Source organism: Streptomyces sp. NPDC052036, assembly GCF_040680495.1.
Lineage (GTDB): Bacteria > Actinomycetota > Actinomycetes > Streptomycetales > Streptomycetaceae > Streptomyces.
Genome location: NZ_JBFAWW010000014.1, coordinates 61,331 through 79,849, shown reverse-complemented (window position 1 = coordinate 79,849; position 18,519 = coordinate 61,331). Strand labels below are relative to the sequence as shown.

Below are 18,519 nucleotides of genomic sequence, written 5' to 3'. Positions count from 1 at the left end.
GGGCGGAGCCCCGCCGGGGGCCACGGGACCGAGCCCTTGGGGTGGGGAGGGGAGGGGCGGCGGGGGCCGAAGACCTTCCCGCCGCCCCGAACGCGTTACGCCAGCCCCGGCCCGCGGACGGGGATCGTCGTGAACGTCGGCTGGGGTGCCGGGTCCTTGAAGAAGTCGTTGCCCTTGTCGTCCACCACGATGAACGCCGGGAAGTCCTCGACCTCGATCTTCCAGACGGCCTCCATGCCGAGCTCCTCGTACTCGACGACCTCGACCTTCTTGATGCAGTCCTGGGCGAGCCGGGCGGCCGGGCCGCCGATCGAGCCGAGGTAGAAGCCGCCGTGCGCCGCGCACGCGTCCGTGACCTGGTTGCTGCGGTTGCCCTTCGCGAGCATCACCTTTGAGCCGCCCGCCGCCTGGAACTGCTCGACGTAGGAGTCCATACGGCCGGCCGTCGTCGGGCCGAAGGAGCCGGACGCGTAGCCCTCCGGGGTCTTGGCCGGACCCGCGTAGTAGACCGGGTGGTCCTTCAGGTACTGCGGCATCTCCTCGCCGCGGTCCAGCCGCTCCTTGATCTTGGCGTGCGCGATGTCACGCGCTACCACCAGCGGGCCGGACAGCGAGAGCCGCGTCTTCACCGGGTACTTGGTCAGCTCCGCGAGGATGTCGTCCATCGGCTGGTTCAGGTCGACGCGTACGACGTCGCCGTCCTGCTCCAGGTGCTCGTCCGTGGTCTCCGGCAGGAACCGCGCCGGGTCCGTCTCCAGCTGCTCCAGGAACACGCCCTCGGCCGTGATCTTCGCGACCGCCTGGCGGTCGGCCGAGCAGGAGACCGCGATGGCCACCGGGCAGGACGCGCCGTGACGCGGAAGACGCACCACGCGCACGTCGTGGCAAAAATACTTGCCGCCGAACTGCGCGCCGATCCCGATCTTCTGCGTCAGCTCGAAGACCTTCTCCTCCAGCTCCTTGTCACGGAAGCCGTGGCCCAGCTCGGAGCCCTCGGTCGGCAGCTCGTCCAGGTAGTGCGCGGAGGCGTACTTCGCGGTCTTGAGCGCGTACTCGGCGCTCGTGCCGCCCACGACGATCGCCAGGTGGTACGGCGGGCAGGCGGCCGTGCCCAGCGAGCGGATCTTCTCCTCCAGGAACTTCATCATGGAGGCCTCGTTCAGGACGGCCTTCGTCTCCTGGTAGAGGAAGGACTTGTTGGCGCTGCCGCCGCCCTTCGCCATGAACAGGAACTTGTAGGCGCCGCCGTCCGTCGCGTACAGCTCGATCTGGGCGGGGAGGTTGGAGCCGGTGTTCTTCTCCTCCCACATCGTCAGCGGGGCCATCTGCGAGTAGCGCAGGTTCAGCTTGGTGTAGGCGTCGAAGATGCCGTGGGAGAGGGCCTTGTCGTCCTCGCCCTCGGTGAGGACGTTCTGCCCGCGCTTGCCCATCACGATCGCCGTGCCCGTGTCCTGGCACATGGGGAGCACACCGGCCGCCGCGATGTTCGCGTTCTTCAGGAGGTCCAGCGCCACGAACTTGTCGTTCGCCGAGGCCTCCGGGTCGTCGATGATGCGGCGCAGCTGGGCCAGGTGCGCGGGGCGCAGATAGTGCTGGATGTCGTGGATGGCCTCTTCGGCGAGCTTGCGCAGCGCCTCCGGCTCGACCTTGAGGAACGTTCGCCCGTCGGCCTCGAAGGTGGAGACACCCTCGGAGGTCACCAGCCGGTAGGGGGTGGTGTCCTCTCCCTGGGGGAGCAGATCGGTGTACGCGAACTCAGGCATCTCAGCCCATTCCTCACTCGACAGATGGGTGCCCGCCTCCATTGGCGGGCGTTCACCAGCGTAGAACCTGCCGGCGGCGGTGAACTTGTGAGGTAAGGCTCAGTCGGGGCGGGCAGCCCGGTGCGTAACGGTTCTCCCCGGGCCGGCGACCGGGGGTAGTCGCGATCTATCGCGTTTGGGTACGCTGCTGCCGTGGACCTTCAGAAGCAGACCGGACCCCGCGTCGCCGAGCTGCGCGCCTCGGACGCCGATCGTGACCGCATCGCCGACATGCTGCGTGACGCCCTCGCCGAGGGCCGCCTGACCGCGGAGGAGCACGCCGAGCGCGTCGAGGGGGTGCTGAACACCAAGACGGTCGGCGAGCTGGAGGTCTTCGTCCAGGACCTGCCCGCCGCCCACCAGGGACGCCCGGGTCCCGCGCACCCCTATGCGCCGAACCGCCCGGAGGAGGGCACCCTCCCGCCCCGGGCCGACGAGAACGTGGTCGCGGTGTTCAGTTCGGCCACGCGCAAGGGGCGCTGGCGCGCCGGGCGCCGGGTGCACGCCTACTCGATCTTCGGCAGCGTGGAGATCGACCTCAGCGAGGCGATCTTCGAGTACCAGCAGGTCGTGATCAAGGCCGTCTCGATCTTCGGCGACGTCCAGATCCGCGTCCCGGAGAACGTGTCGCTGCGGGGCACCGGCGGCGGGGTCCTCGGCAACTTCGAGGTGCGGACGCTGGATTCGGAGGACGCACAGGCCCCCGTCGTCTACGTCGACGGCTGGGCCGTCCTCGGCAATGTGGAGGCGCGGCCCAAGCGGGGCAAGCTGGTCGCGGACATCCTCGACCGGGTCTCGGACCGGGTGGACCGGGCTTTGCGCAAACACCTGGACCGTTGACGGTCGTGAATTCCCTCCCGTCGGCGCGGAGCCGGTCCCGTACCGACGGCCTCAACCGCCCCTGGAGCGCCAGCGGTTCGGAACTCAGTGCATAGGCACGCGCACAGCGGGTAGGCCTTGCTGCATCGTCTCTCGCTCGCGAAGCCGTCGTCAGGAGTAGACCGTGCTGCAACCGCCGCATTCGTCCCTGCAGGTCGCTGATGTTCCGCACCAGCGGGTGCCAGTGCGCGACAGGGATCAGGACGCCCCATGGCACACGGAGGCGGTGTGCCGGCGGGACGAGGCCGGCCTGTTCTTCGCCCCCTCCAAGGAGCCCACCGCGGCCCGGTTGTCCCGTGAGGAGGCGGCCAAGCGCGTCTGCGCGCGTTGTCCGGTGATGGTGGAGTGCCGGGAGCACGCCCTGTTGCAGCCCGAGCCGTACGGGGTGTGGGGCGGTCTCACCGCCGCGGAGCGCCGTGTGGTGCTGGCCCGGCGGCGCCGCCGCGAGATGGAGCTGAAGAAGGCCGCGCGGGGGACGATAGCGGCCGCCGGCTGAGCGGAGTCCGACCAGGGCCCGCAAGGCAGGGCGCGCTCTCCGCACAGAGCGCGCCCCGTACGAGCCCTTGCCGCTCGGCGATGAGCCTTGCTACTTGGCGCGGTCGAAGTCGACCGCGCTGTACGCACGCAGCTTGCTCAGCCGGTGCACCGAGTCGATCCGGCGGACCGTACCGGACTTGGAGCGCATGACGATCGAGTCGGTGGTGGCCGTCTCGGAGCGGTAGCGCACGCCGCGCAGCAGTTCGCCGTCCGTGATGCCGGTGGCGACGAAGAAGACGTTCTCGCCGGAGACCAGGTCGTCCGTGGTCAGCACCCGGTCGAGGTCGTGCCCCGCGTCCAGGGCCCGCTGCCGCTCCTCGTCGTCCTTGGGCCACAGCTTGCCCTGGATGGTGCCGCCGAGGCACTTCACGGCGCACGCGGAGATGATGCCCTCCGGTGTACCGCCGATGCCGAGCAGCAGGTCGACACCGGTGCCCTCGCGCAGCGCCAGGATCGAACCGGCGACATCGCCGTCCGAGATGAGCTTGATGCGCGCGCCGGTCTCCCTGACCTCCTTGATGAGGCCCTGGTGGCGAGGCCGGTCCAGGATGACGACGGTGACGTCCTCGGGCGTGGAGCGCTTGGCCTTGGCGACCCGGCGGATGTTCACCGAGACAGGGGCGTCGATGTCGACGAAGTCCGCCGCCTCGGGCCCGGTGACCAGCTTGTCCATGTAGAAGACGGCGGACGGGTCGAACATCGTGCCGCGGTCGGCGGCGGCCAGCACCGCGATCGCGTTGGGCATGCCCTTGGCGGTGAGCGTGGTGCCGTCGATCGGGTCCACGGCGATGTCGCACTCCGGGCCGGTCCCGTCGCCGATCCGCTCCCCGTTGAAGAGCATCGGGGCCTCGTCCTTCTCGCCTTCGCCGATGACGACGACGCCGTTCATCGAGACGGTGTGGACGAGGTTCCGCATGGCGCGGACCGCGGCTCCGTCGGCGCCGTTCTTGTCGCCGCGGCCGACCCAGCGGCCGGCTGCCATGGCGGCGGCCTCGGTGACCCTGACGAGTTCCAGGGCGAGGTTCCGGTCCGGAGCCTCGGAGGGGACTTCGAGCTCGGACGGCAGATGATGATTCTCGGTCATCGGAGCGCACCTTTCTGATACGACGACGGCCGGATGAGGGTTGTGCCCCCCGACTCTATCGTTAGGCAGACAAAATGAGCAGGGGGCCCCACGGATGAGCGGACCGTGTACCTGCGACGATAGGGGCGTGGCAGGTACGAAACGCAAGCAGTCGGTCCGGGGCATGGTGCTCTCCCTGGGCGTCATCGGGCTGGTCGCGGGCATCGTCTATTTCCTCTTCATCCCCCATGACGACCACGCCCCCGACCTCAAGCGGGTGGACTACCGCGTCGAACTGATCACCGCGCGCCGCGCGGCGGCCTATCCGGTGGCAGCGCCCGAGGGCCTGTCCGGCTCCTGGAAGGCCACCTCCGTGCGCTACGAGGGCGAGCCCTACAACGCCTGGCACCTCGGTTTCCAGGACCCCGAGGGCCAGTACGTGGCGATCGAGCAGTCGACTCAGAAGGCGCAGGCGTTCATCGACGACGCCAGCCAGGGCGGGCACGCGACGAAGGTCACGCAGACCATCGGCGGGCAGACCTGGCAGCGCTACTCGGGCGGCCGCTACGACGCGCTCGTTCTGCAGGGCAAGGGCTCCACGACCGTGGTGACCGGTACGGCGACGTTCGCGCAGCTGACGAAGATGGCGGAGGCACTGAAGACGGGGTGAGACCCCGACCGACTCGTCCCACCCGTGAGGAAGGGCCCCCGGCGCCATTGACGGGGGCCCTTCTCGTGCGTGCCGGACGTGGCGGACCCGTCAGACGACGGTGACGACCTGGTCGAAGTCCAGGCGCGGGGAGCGCGGGTACCAGGCGTCCTCGCCCGGGTTGCCGATGTTGACGACCATCAGCGGGGTGTGGTCGTCGTCGAGGAACTCCTTGCGGACGCCCTCGAAATCCAGGCCGGTCATCGGGCCGGCGGCGAGACCGGCGGCGCGGACGCCGACGATGAAGTACGCGGCCTGGAGGGCGGCGTTGAGCCGGGCGCTGTTCTCGCGCACCGAGCGGTCGCCGAAGAAGTCCTTGGCCTGCGGGAAGTGCGGGAAGAGGTGCGGAAGCTCCTCGTGGAACTCGGTGTCCGCGGCCAGGATCGCGACCAGCGGAGCGGCAGCCGTCTTGGCCCGGTTGCCCTCCGCCATGTGCTGGACGAGGCGCTCGCGGGCCTCGGCCGAGCGGACCAGGGTGACGCGCAGCGGCGACTGGTTCATGGAGGTCGGGCCGAACTTGACCAGGTCGTAGATCGCCTGGATCTGTTCGTCGGTCACCGGTTCGTCGGTGAAGGTGTTCGCGGTACGGGCCTCGCGGAACAGCAGGTCCTGGGCGGCGGTGTCAAGAACGAGGGACATGAAAGGGAACTTCCTCAAAATGGCGCTGGATCCCGGGGGATGGTCTTGCGGCCCCGGGGGATCGTCTTGCAGCCCGACGATAGTGGCGAATACGTTCAAACTTCAACCAAATCGGGGGTGGGTGATCGGCTTCACACACCCCGGCGGCGGACCGTCCGGCCGGACCGCCCGCCCGGCACTCCGCCGGTTCACTCGCCGCCGTCGGCGCCCTCCGTCCCCGTGTCCTCCCGCTCCTCGGCCAGCGCGGCAGCCAGCCGTCTGCGGGCACCCTCCAGCCAGGTACGGCACACCTTGGCCAGCTCCTCGCCCCGCTCCCACAGCGCCAGGGACTCCTCCAGCGTCGTACCTCCGGCCTCCAGACGTCGTACGACCTCGATCAACTCGTCCCGCGCCTGCTCGTACCCGAGTGCCTCGTCCGTTCTGCTGGTCATGCGTTCTCCCTGGTCATGCGTTCCCTAAGATCCCTGGTTGTCGGCCCGTACCGTGAACTCGCCCTCGGCGACGCGTGCCCGCAGCGTCTCGCCCGCCGCCACATCCTCCGGGGAGCGGACCACATGCCCGTCGGCCCGCTGCAGCACCGCGTACCCCCGCCGGAGCGTCGCGGCCGGTGACAGGGCGACCACGCGCGCGTGCGTGTGGGCCAGCTCCGAATCGGCACGGTCGAGCAGATGCCGCAGCGTGCGTCGGCTGCGGTCGGCCAGCGCGGCGATCTGCTCCGCCCGCTCGTCGACCATGCGGTGCGGGTCCTCCATGCAGGGCCGCGCCAGCGCGTGCGCGAGCCCCCGCTCCTCGCGCTCGACGACCGCCTGGACGCACCGCCGCGCCCGGTCCCGCAGTGCCTGCACCCGCTGGAGCTCCTCGCCGACGTCCGGCACGACCCTCTTGGCCGCGTCGGTCGGGGTGGAGGCCCGCAGGTCGGCGACATGGTCGAGCAGCGGATTGTCCGGCTCGTGGCCGATGGCCGACACCACGGGCGTGCGACAGGCGGCCACCGCCCGGACGAGCTGCTCGTCGGAGAACGGCAGCAGGTCCTCCACGCTGCCGCCGCCACGCGCCACGATGATCACATCGACCTCGTCGAGCGCGTCCAGCTCCTTCACGGCCTGGACGACCTGGGGCACGGCGTGCACCCCCTGCACGGGGACGTTGCGCACCTCGAAGCGGACGGCGGGCCAGCGGTGCCGCGCGTTCTCCAGCACATCGCGCTCGGCCGCCGAGGCCCGGCCGCAGACGAGCCCGATGAGCTGCGGCAGGAACGGCAGGGGCTTCTTGCGCTCGGGCGCGAAGAGGCCCTCGGCGGCGAGGGACTTCTTCAGCCGTTCGAGTCGCGCGAGCAGCTCGCCGACGCCCACGGGCCGTATCTCGACGGCGCGCAGCGACAGCTGCCCTCTCGGCGCGTACCACTCCGGCTTGGCGTGGACGATCACGCGGGCGCCCTCGCTCACCACGTCGGCGACCGCGTCGAACACCTGGCGGTAGCAGGTGACGCCGACGGAGATGTCGTACGACGGATCGCGCAGCGTGAGGAAGACGACGCCGGCGCCCGGCCGCCGCGACAGCTGGGTGATCTGCCCCTCGACCCAGACGGCCCCGAGCCGCTCGATCCACCCCCCGATGAGCCGCGAGACCTCGCCGACCGGCAGGGGCGACTCCGCGGACGTGTTCACAGCCATGCGCCGAGCGTAACGGCCGGGTCCGACAACACGGTCGCCACAGCCTCTCCCCGAGGAGGCGATCTACGGCGGCCCGGGGCGGCCTTACGATGGTGCGCATGACCGCTTCGTCTGGCCGCCGTGTTCTGCTCGCCGCCCCCCGGGGCTACTGCGCGGGCGTCGACCGTGCCGTGATCGCCGTCGAGAAGGCCCTGGAGCAGTACGGGGCCCCGATCTACGTCCGCCACGAGATCGTCCACAACAAGTACGTCGTGCAGACCCTGGAGAAGAAGGGCGCGATCTTCGTCGAGCAGACGGAGGAGGTGCCGCCGGGCAACATCGTCATGTTCTCCGCGCACGGCGTCGCCCCCACGGTCCACGAGGAGGCCAGGCAGGGCCGGCTCGCCACCATCGACGCGACCTGCCCCCTGGTCACCAAGGTCCACAAGGAGGCGGTCCGCTTCGCCAACGAGGACTTCGACATCCTCCTGATCGGGCACGAGGGGCACGAAGAGGTCATCGGCACGTCCGGCGAGGCCCCCGAGCACATCCAGCTCGTGGACGGCCCCGAGGACGTCGCCAAGGTCGAGGTGCGCGACTCCTCCAAGGTCGTCTGGCTGTCGCAGACCACGCTCTCCGTCGACGAGACCATGGAGACGGTCGACGCCCTCAAGGAGAAGTTCCCGCAGCTGATCTCCCCGCCCAGCGACGACATCTGCTACGCCACGCAGAACCGTCAGCTCGCGGTGAAGCAGATGGGCGCCGAGGCGGACCTGGTGATCGTGGTCGGCTCCCGCAACTCCTCGAACTCCAAGCGGCTGGTCGAGGTCGCCAAACTCGCGGGCGCGCGTGCGGCGTACCTCGTGGACTTCGCCGACGAGATCGACGAGGGCTGGCTCAAGGACGTGTCGACGGTCGGGGTGACCTCCGGCGCCTCCGTTCCCGAGGTCCTGGTCGAGCAGGTCCTGGAGTGGCTCGCGCAGCGCGGCTTCGAGGACGTCGAGATCGTGAAGGCGGCCGAGGAGTCCATCACGTTCTCGCTGCCCAAGGAGCTTCGCCGCGATCTGCGTGCGGAGGCGGAGACCCTGGGCGCGGAGCACACCGACGAGCACTGACGGCCCCGGCGCGCACGGCGCGGGGCGTTCGGGGTACGGGCACGGGCCGGGAAGAGACGGACCGCCCCACGTCGTACCGTGGTGCCCATGCAGATCTTCGGCGTTGACATCGGCGGATCCGGAATCAAGGGCGCTCCCGTGGACCTGGACCGGGGCGAACTCGTGACGGAGCGCTTCAAGCTGCTCACTCCGCATCCGGCGACGCCCGAGGCGGTGGCTGACGACGTGAAGGAGGTCGTCGGCCACTTCGGCTGGACCGGTCCGGTCGGCGTCACGTTTCCCGGCGTGGTCACCGGGGGCTCCACCATCCGCACTGCGGCCAACGTGGACCAGGGCTGGATCGACACCGACGCGCGCGCCCTCTTCGGCGAGCGGCTGGGCGGTCTGCCCGTGACCGTGCTGAACGACGCCGACGCGGCCGGCGTGGCCGAGATGCGGTACGGCGCGGGCCGCGACCGCAACGGCACGGTCATCGTGCTCACCCTGGGTACCGGCATCGGCAGCGCCCTGTTCATCGACGGTGCCCTCGTCCCGAACACCGAGCTCGGCCATCTCGAACTGAACGGTCACGACGCCGAGAAACGTGCCTCCACGAAGGCCAAGGAGGACCACGAGCTGACGTGGGAGCGCTGGGCGAACCGGGTACAGAAGTACCTCGCCCACGTGGAGATGCTGTTCTCCCCGGAACTGTTCGTGATCGGCGGCGGCGTCAGCCGCAAGTCCCAGAAGTTCCTGCCGCTGATCGAGGGCATCAAGGCGGAGATCGTCCCGGCGCAGCTGCAGAACAACGCGGGCATCGTGGGCGCGGCGATGCGGGCGGCGCAGTCCGCGTAGGACTCCGGAGTACGGGCGGTCAGCCGCGGCTCAGTGAGCCGCGGCACCCGCCCGTGAGGTCCCGCTCCCGGCCCCTTGCCGTTCCCGGCCCTCTCGCTGTCCCCGTTTCCCGGCCCTCTTGCCGTTCTCGTTTCCCGTTTCCGGACCGCGTCGCTCAGGCCGTCCGGCGGCGTTGTGCGACCCGGCGGCGCATCACGCGCACGCGGCGCACGGTCGAGATGACACCCGCCACGAGCGTGCCGCCGTAGAGCCAGCCCGCCTGAGTGGCGAGCGCGGTGACCAGGGCCACCAGGCGCCCGCTGAGCCCGCCGGAGCCGTCGGCCACGGTCAGCAGGCCGACGGCGAAGGCGATCGGCACCACGATCGGCGCGATCACCAGGTCCCCGCCCCGCACCCACAGCGCGGTCAGCGTGCACACCGGCAGGAACAGCACGCCGTAGACGGTGAGGGACGAGTCGAACAGCAACTGGTCCAGACACCCGATCGCAAGCATCACGGCCGCGCAGAACAGTCCGCCGCCGAGGCCGGTGAGCCGGGGGCCGGGCAGCTGCCGTACCGCCTGGTCCACGGGCGGTGCGTTCCGTCGTGCGGCCGAGGGATACCGCTGGGGCCCGCCGTTGCCCCGGCCGGCAGGGCCGGAAGGGGAGGGCCGGGCGGCCGTGCCGGAGCGCACCGATGCGGCTCCGCCCCGTCTGCCCTGCGGGGGAAGGGGTGCGCTGCGTCGCGGTCCGTGCTGCGGGGGTCGCGTCCTGTGTTGCTCCACTGGACCAACTTAGGTCGGTTTATGTGCGGAATGACCCCTCAGACACGCCGTTGTCACGAGCTTGGCCAAGCGTTCGATACGTCGCCGGAGTGTGGTCCGTTACGCCGTAGACTGGTGGATCGGCCCGCACACACTCCTGACGGACCCGGGCCCCCACCGCCCAGTCCAGTCCAGTTCCACTCTCACGTACGGGAAGTCGCAACGTGTCGCTCACGATCGGAATCGTCGGTCTGCCCAATGTCGGCAAGTCGACCCTGTTCAACGCCCTGACCAAGAACGACGTGCTGGCGGCCAACTACCCGTTCGCCACGATCGAGCCGAACGTCGGTGTCGTGGGCGTCCCGGACGCCCGTCTCGCCAAGCTGGCCGAGATCTTCAAGTCGGAGCGCGTGCTGCCCGCCACCGTGGACTTCGTCGACATCGCGGGCATCGTGCGCGGCGCGAGCGAGGGCGAGGGCCTCGGCAACAAGTTCCTGGCGAACATCCGTGAGTCGGACGCGATCTGCCAGGTCATCCGCGCCTTCAAGGACGAGAACGTCGTGCACGTGGACGGCAAGGTCTCGCCGAAGGACGACATCGAGACGATCAACACCGAGCTGATCCTCGCGGACCTCCAGACGATCGAGAAGGTCCTTCCGCGGCTGCAGAAGGAGTCGCGGATCAAGAAGGACGTCGGCCCGAAGGTGAAGGCCGTCGAGGAGGCGAAGGAGATCCTGGAGAAGGGCGACACGCTCTTCGCGCACGGCATCGTCCAGGGCAGCGAGCGCGCGGAGCTGCTGCACGACCTGCACCTCCTCACCACCAAGCCGTTCCTCTACGTCTTCAACGTCGACGAGGACGAGCTGATGGACGACGACTTCAAGAACGACCAGCGCGCGCTGGTCGCCCCCGCCGAGGCGATCTTCCTGAACGCCAAGCTGGAGGCGGACCTCGCCGAACTGGACGAGGACGAGGCCCTGGAACTGCTTCAGTCGGTCGGCCAGGACGAGCCCGGCCTCGCGACCCTGGCCCGCGTCGGCTTCGACACCCTCGGCCTGCAGACGTACCTGACCGCGGGCCCGAAGGAGTCCCGCGCCTGGACGATCAAGAAGGGCGCCACAGCCCCCGAGGCGGCCGGTGTCATCCACACCGACTTCCAGAAGGGCTTCATCAAGGCGGAGGTCATCTCCTTCGACGACCTGGTCACCACGGGCTCGGTCCCCGACGCCCGCGCCGCGGGCAAGGCCCGCATGGAGGGCAAGGACTACGTGATGCAGGACGGGGACGTGGTGGAGTTCCGCTTCAATGTGTGATCGATTCGTTACTGCAAGCTAGGTGATTCGTCAGCTTGCGAGTCAGAAGGGGTTGGCTCCTCCGGGAGTCGACCCCTTCGTCGTCACCGTGCTGGATGGGTGCTGGATGGTGCCTCGGGGAGGCGGTCCAGGTCCTCCGCGTACCAGCCTTCCTCGCGCGGCGGGCGCATCCAGTCGGGCAGTGCGGTCATGGCTCAACCGTAGCGAGTCGGTGGGGGCCGGGCGACGAGATCGTCGTGCGATGCGACCGCCCGGTAGGTGCGCGGGTGTGCCGTATGCGACTTGTGGCGGAGGTGTGCGGCGGGTCGCACGGATGTGCTGACCTCGCGACGATCGGCCGTCACCCGTGACACTTGATCATCGCGGCACGCTGAAAGCAGTGACCCCGGGCGGGGTCAGGCCGCCTGCTCTCCGGGGGGAGGTACGTGGGCGGCTTGTGCAGGGGCAGGCCCGTTCACTCCCCGTGGCGGGTCTGCCCCTGGTCAGTTCTCGCGTCGAGCCTTGGGGGCAACGCAACGATCCCCACCCGCATCAGCGGGTGGGGATCGTGTTCGAGCGCCGGGCAGGCCTTGCACCTGCATCTCCCCGCAGGAAGCGGGACGTCTTTCCTTGGACCACCAACGCGCGGCCGGTTTCCCGGAGTTCCGGTGACCGGCGCAAGATCGACTGTAGCGCATGCGTGCGATCGGTGTCACGCCGAGATCGTGGGCCGCGTGCGCTCGCCGGCTCCACGGTCGCACCCGCCCTCCGAAGTGACGTAGGTCACTCAAGAAAGACACGCCGCCTTGGGCAACTCTTGGCTGGATTCGGCGGTCCTCTTTGCGAATACAACAGTCACTTCTGTCCCCGAGGTTCGCATGAGAATTCGCCGTTCCCTGGCCCTCGCGGCCGCGAGCGCCGCACTCGCCCCGGCCGTTCTGCTCGTGGCCCCCGTCGCCCACGCGTCCGACGGCAGCCCGTCGCCGACGGCCGGGGAGACCACCACGACGGACGGGACGTCGACGCCCGGTCCCACGGACACCACTCCCGCGGCGGGCGACACGTCCCCGGCCGCGGGCGAGTCCACCCCTGCGTCCGACGACACGACCCCGGCGGCTTCGGCCCCGGCCAGTGCCTCTTCGTCCGCGTCGGCGTCCGCCTCCGCGTCTGCCTCCGCTTCCGCGTCCACGTCGCCGTCGCCGTCGGGGCCGGTGGAGTGCGACGACGAGAACCCCAAGTTCGACGACGACCTGCACACCGGCCTCTCCGGTCTGCCGTCGCAGATCGTCGCGGGCAGCGGCTTCCACGGGTTCAAGCTGAACGTGAAGAACACCGGCAGCCACACCTATCAGCGCGTCGACCTCGGTGTGTTCACCGCCCAGGTGGACGAGGACGACTTCTTCGTCGACACCAGCCACCTCACCCTGCAGTACAAGGACCCGGACACCGGCAAGTGGACCGACATCTCCCTGGACGAGCAGGACGAGGGGGCGGGCTACCTCGGTTACACCGACATCAAGGCGAAGGAGTCCTTCTCCATCGACCTGCGCCTCGCGGTGGACGCGAAGGCCCCGGCCGGGCTCGGGTTCGCCATCAGCATCGGCATGTACGCCGACGACGAGGGCAACTGCGTCGCCTCGGGCGACGACAGCTACTACGAGTTCGAGATCCTGAAGGCTGGTTCCGCCCCCGGCGACGTCAATGACTCCAAGCCGCAGGGCGGCAGCAAGCCGCTGCCGGCCAAGCCGGCCGGAGACAAGCAGATCGACCCCGAGGGCCGGCTCGCGGAGACCGGTTCCAGCTCCGCGCTCCCGACCATCGCCCTGGTGGGCGGCGCCGCGGTCGCCGTCGGCGCGGGAGCCGTGTTCGTGGTGCGCCGTCGCCGGGCCGCCGGGACGGGTGCCGCCATCTGATGATCCGGTGATCCGGTGATCCGTTGTAGGTCGTAGGGGGTCGTGGTGCCGAGCGCGCCGCGGCCCCCTCCGCGTGTCTGCGGCAGCCCGGGCTCACTGCCCAGGAGGCAGGTTCTGCTCGGCCCAGATGGTCTTGCCGGTGGGTGTGTAGCGCGTCCCCCAGCGATGGGTCATCTGGGCGATGATGAACAGGCCCCGGCCCCCTTCGTCGTCGCTGGCGGCGTGGTGCAGATTGGGGGCGCTGTGCCCGGTGTCGGAGACCTCGCAGATCAGGGCCTGGTCGCGGATCAGCCGTACCTGGATGGGCCCTCCGACGTAGCGGATGGCGTTGGTGACCAGCTCGCTGAGGACCAGCTCGGTCGTGAAGACCAGGTCCTCCAGCCCCCACTCGTCGAGCTGCTTGCCGACGGTCGTGCGGATGGCACCCACCGCCGCCGGGTCCGCCGGCAGCTCCCACTGGGCGAACTGTCTCGGGTCGAGCATCCGGGTGCGCGTCAGCAGCAGCGTCGCGTCCTCGTCCACCGGGCCCGGCAGCAGTGTGGACACCACCTGGTTGCTCAGCTCGCGCAGGGACCGCCGGTGATCGCTGAGGATCCGGGCGAGCTGGGCGAGCCCGGCCTCGGTGCTGCTCGTCGCCTGGAGGAGGCCGCCCGAGAACAAGGCGAGGAGACTGCCCGGCCGCAGTCGGAGTTCGGTGCTCTCGTAGGGCGGTCCGGCCACCCCCAGCGGCGGCCCGGGCGGCAGCCGGGGGCAGTCGGCGACGCCGGTGTGCGGTTCGACGACCATCAGCAGCGACTGGCCCGCGTGCGCCAGGCTGCACCGTCCCGAGACCGGGTCGTACACCGCGTACAGGCAGGTCACCCCTCTGGCCGCGTCGGTGTGCGCCTTGGTGCGGTCCCGCTCGTGGGCCGTCACCGGTTCGTTCGCGGTCTGCTCGACCAGGTCGTCGAGACGCGCGAGCAGCTCGTCCGGGGCCAGGTCCAGCCGGGCCAGGACCTGGACGCCCGTGCGCAGGCGCCCCATCGTGGCGGCGGCCCGCAGGCCGCCACCGAGCACATCCCCGACGACCAGGGCGACCCGAGTCCCGGACAGGGGGATGACGTCGAACCAGTCGCCGCCCACACCGGATCCGCTGTCCGCAGGCAGATAGCGGCTCTCTGCCTCCAGGCCGGTCACCCGGGGCAGGGCGCGCGGGAGCAGGCTCCGCTGGAGTTTCAGGGTGGCGGAGTGTTCCCGGGTGACCACCAGCATCAGCAGGAAGCCGAGCAGCAGGGCGCCCAGGCCCACCACCGTGGCCCCGCCCGTGGGTCCGATCACCGGCAGGGTGATGACGGTGGAGTCGAACCGGGGGTTGGCGTAGACACCGAAGGCGGCGTAGAGGAACAGGAGGAGCATGATCAGCCCGCCCAGTCCCGGCAGCACGCCCTTGAAGACGAGATTCCGGGCGCTGCGGCCGAGGACCCTGCGGTGGTACCAGACGCAGGCGAAGCCGGTGAGCCCGTAGTAGAACGTGATCGCGAGGCCGACCGCGTCGATCGAGTCGGCGAGGACGTTCCGGCTGAACGAGGTCAGCACGATCAGGACGACGATCGAGAGCGCGCCCATGGCGACGGTCGACCAGGTCGGTGTGAGGAACCTGCGATGGACCCGGGCCAGCTGGGAGGGGACGACCTTGTGGGCCGCCATGGAGAAGACGGTGCGGGCCAGGGGCAGGATGCTGGTCTGGGTGGAGGCCAGCGCCGAGGTCAGCACCATCAGGATCAGCAGTCTCGACAGGAATGGTCCCGCGCCGTGGCCGCCGAAGACGGCGTTGCCCAGGCCGGACAGCACATCGCCCGCGTTGTCGCGGTTGCCCAGCCCGATGCCCGAGGTTCCGACTCCGGCGAACGCCTGCGCCGACGTGGACACCAGCCCATAGGTGATGAGGAGCAGCGTGACGGAGACGATCACGGCGCGTCCGGGGGTGCGCGCGCTGTCCACGGTCTCCTCGTTGACGGAGGCGGCGGTGTCCCAGCCCCAGTAGAGGAAGACCGCCGCGAGGATGCCCGAGGTCAGCGCCTTCGCCGAGGGCACTTCGAAGGGGTTGAACCAGGAGGTGGACACGTGCAGGGCCGTCGGGGGAGCGTTGGTGTAGGCCCTGATCAGTGCGGCGACCGCGAAGAGGATGAGTACCGCGACCTCCAGGCACAGCAGCCAGCGCTGTACGGCGGCCGAGAGCTCGATGCCGATGTAGCAGATCGCGGTCATCACGGCGATCCAGACGACGCCCGCCAGGGTCGTCCACATCCGGCTGTGCGCCAGCGACTCGTAGCCGAGCAGCCGGAAGCCGTAGATCCCGGCGATCTCGGCGACGTTGGTCATGAAGAGGATGTCGGCGACGATGATCCCCCAGCCGCCCATCCAGCCGACGCGTGGCCCGAAGGCGCGGGTCGCCCAGGTGAAGGCGGTGCCGCAGTCGGCGTCACTGGCGTTCAGTTCCCGGTAGGCGTACGCGATCAGCAGCATCGGCACGAACGCCATGATGGTGATGATCGGGGCCTGGAGCCCGACCCCCGCCACGATGAGGCCCAGGGTGGCCGCGAGGCTGTAGGCGGGTCCGGCGGAGGCCAGGCCCATGACGACCGAGGAGAACAGGCCCAGCGCGCCGCTCTTCAACCCCTTCCGGCCCACCCCGGAGCCAGGAGCGGGGCGGTCGGCGGACGCGGCTCCACCGGGGATCCTCACGCCCGGTGCCCGCTTCGGAGCCGGGGCGGGCGGCGCGGGGCGGCCGCCGGGAACAGCGGGGAGGCAGGCCTGTCGGCCGCCGCGAACCGCCGGAAGGCAGGCCCGTCGGCCGCTCGCCCGGCGGTCCGGGGGGTGCGCATGCTTTCGTACGGGATCCGGCCACCTGTTCGTGCGTGGGGCATGATCCCTCCAGGCGCGACTATCACCCGTGATGTCGGACAAGGTCGACTGTGCGGCACTGTCACCCACCCTGCCCCTCCTCTTCGGGATTAACAACAGAAGTGGCTTTCATCCCCCCGATGGAGGGCCGGACGGCGGTGGCCCTGCCGTGCGGCCCGGCTGTGACCCGGGCTTCCCCGCGAGGCCGTCCTGTCGGTGCCCCGTGGAAGGATGTGCGCGCATCGGGGCGGGAGTGCACATGAGGGGCGACATGGAGGTGGCCGGGACGGCCGGGGGCGGCGGCGCGGTGCCGGTGGGGCGCAGGGCGCGGGCCCTGTCGGCCGAGGCGGCGCGGCTGCACGATGCCGCGCGTGCCCTGCTCGACGACCACGCCCGTGCGGTGGAGGCCGTGCGGACGGCCCTCGCGCCGCTGCGCGCCGAGCTCGTCGCCGGAGAGCTGGCGGGCATCCCGGTCGCCCGGCTGAAGGACGCCACCGAGGGGCGGCTGCGGATCGCGGCGATCGAGGCCGCCGGGTTCGCGACCGTGCGGTCCGTGTACGAGGCCCGCCGCCACGACCTGCGCCGGCTGCCCGGTGTGGGGCAGCAGACCGCCGACCGCGCGCTCGCCGCCGCCCGGCAGATCGCGGCGGCCGTCGAGGAGACGGTCACCGTCCGCCTCGATGTGGACGAGCCCGCCCCGCGCACCGTCGCCCTTCTGGCCGCCCTGTACCCGCTGGTCGAGGCCGGGCCCGAGCTGCACCGGGCCGTGGACACCGCCGCGCGGCTCGACCAGCGGCTCGGCAGCCTGCTGCCCGCGGCGCGGACCGCCGGCGTACGGCTGCGTCTCGCGCTCCTCGGGCGGCGCAGACGCCAAGAGGTGCTCGCCGCGGTCGCCGGGATCGGGGACCTGCTGGCCGACGCCGCCGCCCGCGGCGTACCGCTGCTGCTCGCGCAGGCCGGCGCCGACCTGCTGCGCGGCCCCGTCTCCGATCTGGAGGCCGTGGTCGACTTCGAGGTGCGGTCCGCTGAGTACTACGGACTGCTCGCCGAGGTCTGCGCTCAGGGCCCCGCCACGGCGGCCGGCGAGGGCTCGCTGCCCGCCGAGGTGGCCGAGCGGGTGCGCGCCCAGCCCCTCGACGACACCCACCGCCGGGTCTCCCTGCGCGGCTACCAGTCCTTCGGCGCCCGGTTCGCCCTCGCCCAGCGCCGGGTCGTGCTCGGCGACGAGATGGGGCTCGGCAAGACCGTCCAGGCCATCGCCGCGCTCGCCCATCTCGCGGCCGAGGGGCACCGCCACTTCCTCGTGGTCTGTCCGGCCGGAGTACTGATCAACTGGACCCGGGAGATCGGCGCCCGCAGCACCCTGCGCGCGCTGCTGGTGCACGGGCCGGACCGCGTGGAGGTCTACGAGGAGTGGCGCGAGCGCGGCGGTGTCGCCGTCACCACGTACGACACGCTGCACACCCTGCCCGCGCCCGGCGGCGCGCCCCCCGGGATGCTCGTCGTGGACGAGGCGCACTACGTGAAGAACCCCGGCACCCGGCGGGCCCGGGCCGTCACGGTGTGGACCGAGGCCTGCGACCGCGTTCTGTTCCTGACCGGCACGCCCATGGAGAACCGGGTGCACGAGTTCCGCGCCCTGGTCCGTCATCTCCGCCCCGATCTGCTGCCCGCGGACCACCAGGGCGGCGGTGGCGGCGGACCGGGGGCCTTCCGCGCGGCGGTAGCCCCCGCCTATCTGCGCCGCAACCAGCAGGACGTGCTCACCGAGCTGCCCGCGCTGGTGCAGGTCGACGCCTGGGAGGAGCCGAGCGCCGCGGACCGGGACGCCTATCGCAAGGCGGTCACCGAGGGGAACTTCATGGCGATGCGCCGGGCCGCGTACGCCGACGCCGAGCACTCCGCCAAGCTGCGGCGGCTGCGCGAGCTGGTGCGGGAGGCCGCTGAGAACGGGCTGAAGGTGGTGGTGTTCTCGTACTTCCGCGAGGTGCTCGCCACGGTGCGCCGCGTCCTCGGGGACGGGGTGGTCGGGTCCGTCTCGGGGGACGTGCCCGCCGCCCGCCGGCAGCGGCTGGTGGACGACTTCGCCGCGGCCGACGGACATGCGGTGCTGCTCGCCCAGATCGAGGCGGGCGGCACCGGCCTCAACCTTCAGGCGGCCTCCGTGGTGATCCTGTGCGAGCCGCAGCTCAAGCCGACGCTGGAGCACCAGGCCGTCGCGCGCGCCCATCGCATGGGCCAGGTCCGCACGGTGCAGGTGCACCGTCTGCTGGCGACGGACACGGTGGACGACCGGCTGCTGCGCATCCTGAGGAACAAGGACCGCCTCTTCGACGCCTACGCGCGGCGCAGCGAGGTCGCGGAGGCCACCCCGGACGCCGTCGACGTCTCGGACGCGACCCTGGCTCGCCGTATCGTCGAGGAGGAGCAGCTCAGGCTGGCCGCCGAACCGGTCTGAC

15 protein-coding genes and 1 pseudogene are annotated in these 18,519 nt (G+C 70.7%); 8 read left to right on the top strand and 8 right to left on the bottom strand.

Features of this window, described 5'->3' with window-relative positions; all coding sequences use genetic code 11:
- Positions 1 to 95: 95 nt before the first annotated feature.
- Positions 96 to 1,763 carry a fumarate hydratase gene (locus AB0L95_RS20635; protein ID WP_365163264.1) on the bottom strand — a complete coding sequence of 556 codons (1,668 nt, stop codon included), beginning with the start codon at positions 1,761 to 1,763 and terminating at the stop codon, positions 96 to 98.
- 192 nt (positions 1,764 to 1,955) lie between these two features.
- Here AB0L95_RS20635 and AB0L95_RS20630 point away from each other — a divergent pair, with 192 nt between their 5' ends.
- Together AB0L95_RS20630 and AB0L95_RS20625 are read left to right on the top strand one after the other, a co-directional pair.
- On the top strand, positions 1,956 to 2,642 hold the full coding sequence (locus AB0L95_RS20630; protein WP_365163263.1) for a DUF1707 domain-containing protein: 687 nt from the start codon (positions 1,956 to 1,958) through the stop codon (positions 2,640 to 2,642).
- Between the two features lie 163 nt (positions 2,643 to 2,805).
- On the top strand, positions 2,806 to 3,177 hold the full coding sequence (locus AB0L95_RS20625; protein ID WP_365163261.1) for a WhiB family transcriptional regulator: 372 nt from the start codon (positions 2,806 to 2,808) through the stop codon (positions 3,175 to 3,177).
- A 90-nt stretch (positions 3,178 to 3,267) separates the two neighbouring features.
- Here the strand turns inward: AB0L95_RS20625 and glpX are convergent, their stop codons facing one another.
- Positions 3,268 to 4,302 carry a class II fructose-bisphosphatase gene (gene glpX, locus AB0L95_RS20620; protein ID WP_365163259.1) on the bottom strand — a complete coding sequence of 345 codons (1,035 nt, stop codon included), beginning with the start codon at positions 4,300 to 4,302 and terminating at the stop codon, positions 3,268 to 3,270.
- A 127-nt stretch (positions 4,303 to 4,429) separates the two neighbouring features.
- Here glpX and AB0L95_RS20615 point away from each other — a divergent pair, with 127 nt between their 5' ends.
- Positions 4,430 to 4,951 (top strand): DUF4245 domain-containing protein, encoded by a 522-nt coding sequence (locus AB0L95_RS20615; RefSeq protein ID WP_365163257.1) that lies wholly within the window; start codon positions 4,430 to 4,432, stop codon positions 4,949 to 4,951.
- A gap of 90 nt (positions 4,952 to 5,041) precedes the next feature.
- On the opposite strand, the gene AB0L95_RS20610 is transcribed toward AB0L95_RS20615, so the two are convergent.
- The 3 genes from AB0L95_RS20610 to xseA all read right to left on the bottom strand — a co-directional run bounded on the left by AB0L95_RS20610 (position 5,042) and on the right by xseA (position 7,302).
- Entirely contained in the window at positions 5,042 to 5,629 is a 588-nt protein-coding gene (locus AB0L95_RS20610) for a malonic semialdehyde reductase (protein ID WP_365163256.1), read from the bottom strand.
- Positions 5,630 to 5,817: 188 nt separating this feature from the next.
- The gene (locus tag AB0L95_RS20605; protein WP_365163254.1) at positions 5,818 to 6,060 is read right to left on the bottom strand and encodes an exodeoxyribonuclease VII small subunit; all 243 of its coding nucleotides are present in this window, start codon (positions 6,058 to 6,060) and stop codon (positions 5,818 to 5,820) included.
- Between the two features lie 24 nt (positions 6,061 to 6,084).
- A complete protein-coding gene (gene xseA / locus AB0L95_RS20600; protein WP_365163252.1) occupies positions 6,085 to 7,302 on the bottom strand; it encodes an exodeoxyribonuclease VII large subunit in 1,218 nt (405 codons plus the stop codon).
- A gap of 89 nt (positions 7,303 to 7,391) precedes the next feature.
- Between xseA and AB0L95_RS20595 the strand changes: the two genes are divergently transcribed.
- On the top strand, positions 7,392 to 8,396 hold the full coding sequence (locus tag AB0L95_RS20595) for a 4-hydroxy-3-methylbut-2-enyl diphosphate reductase (RefSeq protein WP_365163251.1): 1,005 nt from the start codon (positions 7,392 to 7,394) through the stop codon (positions 8,394 to 8,396).
- An 87-nt stretch (positions 8,397 to 8,483) separates the two neighbouring features.
- Complete coding sequence (gene ppgK / locus AB0L95_RS20590) at positions 8,484 to 9,230, top strand: polyphosphate--glucose phosphotransferase (protein WP_365163249.1); 747 nt, start codon at positions 8,484 to 8,486, stop codon at positions 9,228 to 9,230.
- 154 nt (positions 9,231 to 9,384) lie between these two features.
- Here ppgK and AB0L95_RS20585 read toward each other — a convergent pair whose 3' ends face one another.
- On the bottom strand, positions 9,385 to 9,993 hold the full coding sequence (locus tag AB0L95_RS20585; RefSeq protein ID WP_365163247.1) for a DUF6542 domain-containing protein: 609 nt from the start codon (positions 9,991 to 9,993) through the stop codon (positions 9,385 to 9,387).
- 203 nt (positions 9,994 to 10,196) lie between these two features.
- Between AB0L95_RS20585 and ychF the strand changes: the two genes are divergently transcribed.
- Positions 10,197 to 11,285 carry a redox-regulated ATPase YchF gene (gene ychF, locus AB0L95_RS20580; RefSeq protein WP_365163245.1) on the top strand — a complete coding sequence of 363 codons (1,089 nt, stop codon included), beginning with the start codon at positions 10,197 to 10,199 and terminating at the stop codon, positions 11,283 to 11,285.
- Positions 11,286 to 11,392: 107 nt separating this feature from the next.
- On the opposite strand, the pseudogene AB0L95_RS20575 reads toward ychF, so the two are convergent.
- A pseudogene (locus AB0L95_RS20575) lies at positions 11,393 to 11,476 on the bottom strand (Uma2 family endonuclease); the annotation flags it as partial.
- Between the two features lie 666 nt (positions 11,477 to 12,142).
- Here AB0L95_RS20575 and AB0L95_RS20570 point away from each other — a divergent pair.
- Entirely contained in the window at positions 12,143 to 13,177 is a 1,035-nt protein-coding gene (locus AB0L95_RS20570) for an LAETG motif-containing sortase-dependent surface protein (protein WP_365163243.1), read from the top strand.
- Positions 13,178 to 13,270: 93 nt separating this feature from the next.
- Here AB0L95_RS20570 and AB0L95_RS20565 read toward each other — a convergent pair whose 3' ends face one another.
- Positions 13,271 to 15,832: an amino acid permease gene (locus AB0L95_RS20565; RefSeq protein ID WP_365163241.1), complete on the bottom strand. Its 2,562-nt coding sequence runs from the start codon at positions 15,830 to 15,832 to the stop codon at positions 13,271 to 13,273.
- A gap of 499 nt (positions 15,833 to 16,331) precedes the next feature.
- On the opposite strand from AB0L95_RS20565, the gene AB0L95_RS20560 reads away from it, so the two are divergent.
- Positions 16,332 to 18,518 (top strand): DEAD/DEAH box helicase, encoded by a 2,187-nt coding sequence (locus AB0L95_RS20560; RefSeq protein WP_365163447.1) that lies wholly within the window; start codon positions 16,332 to 16,334, stop codon positions 18,516 to 18,518.
- Position 18,519: the final 1 nt, after the last annotated feature.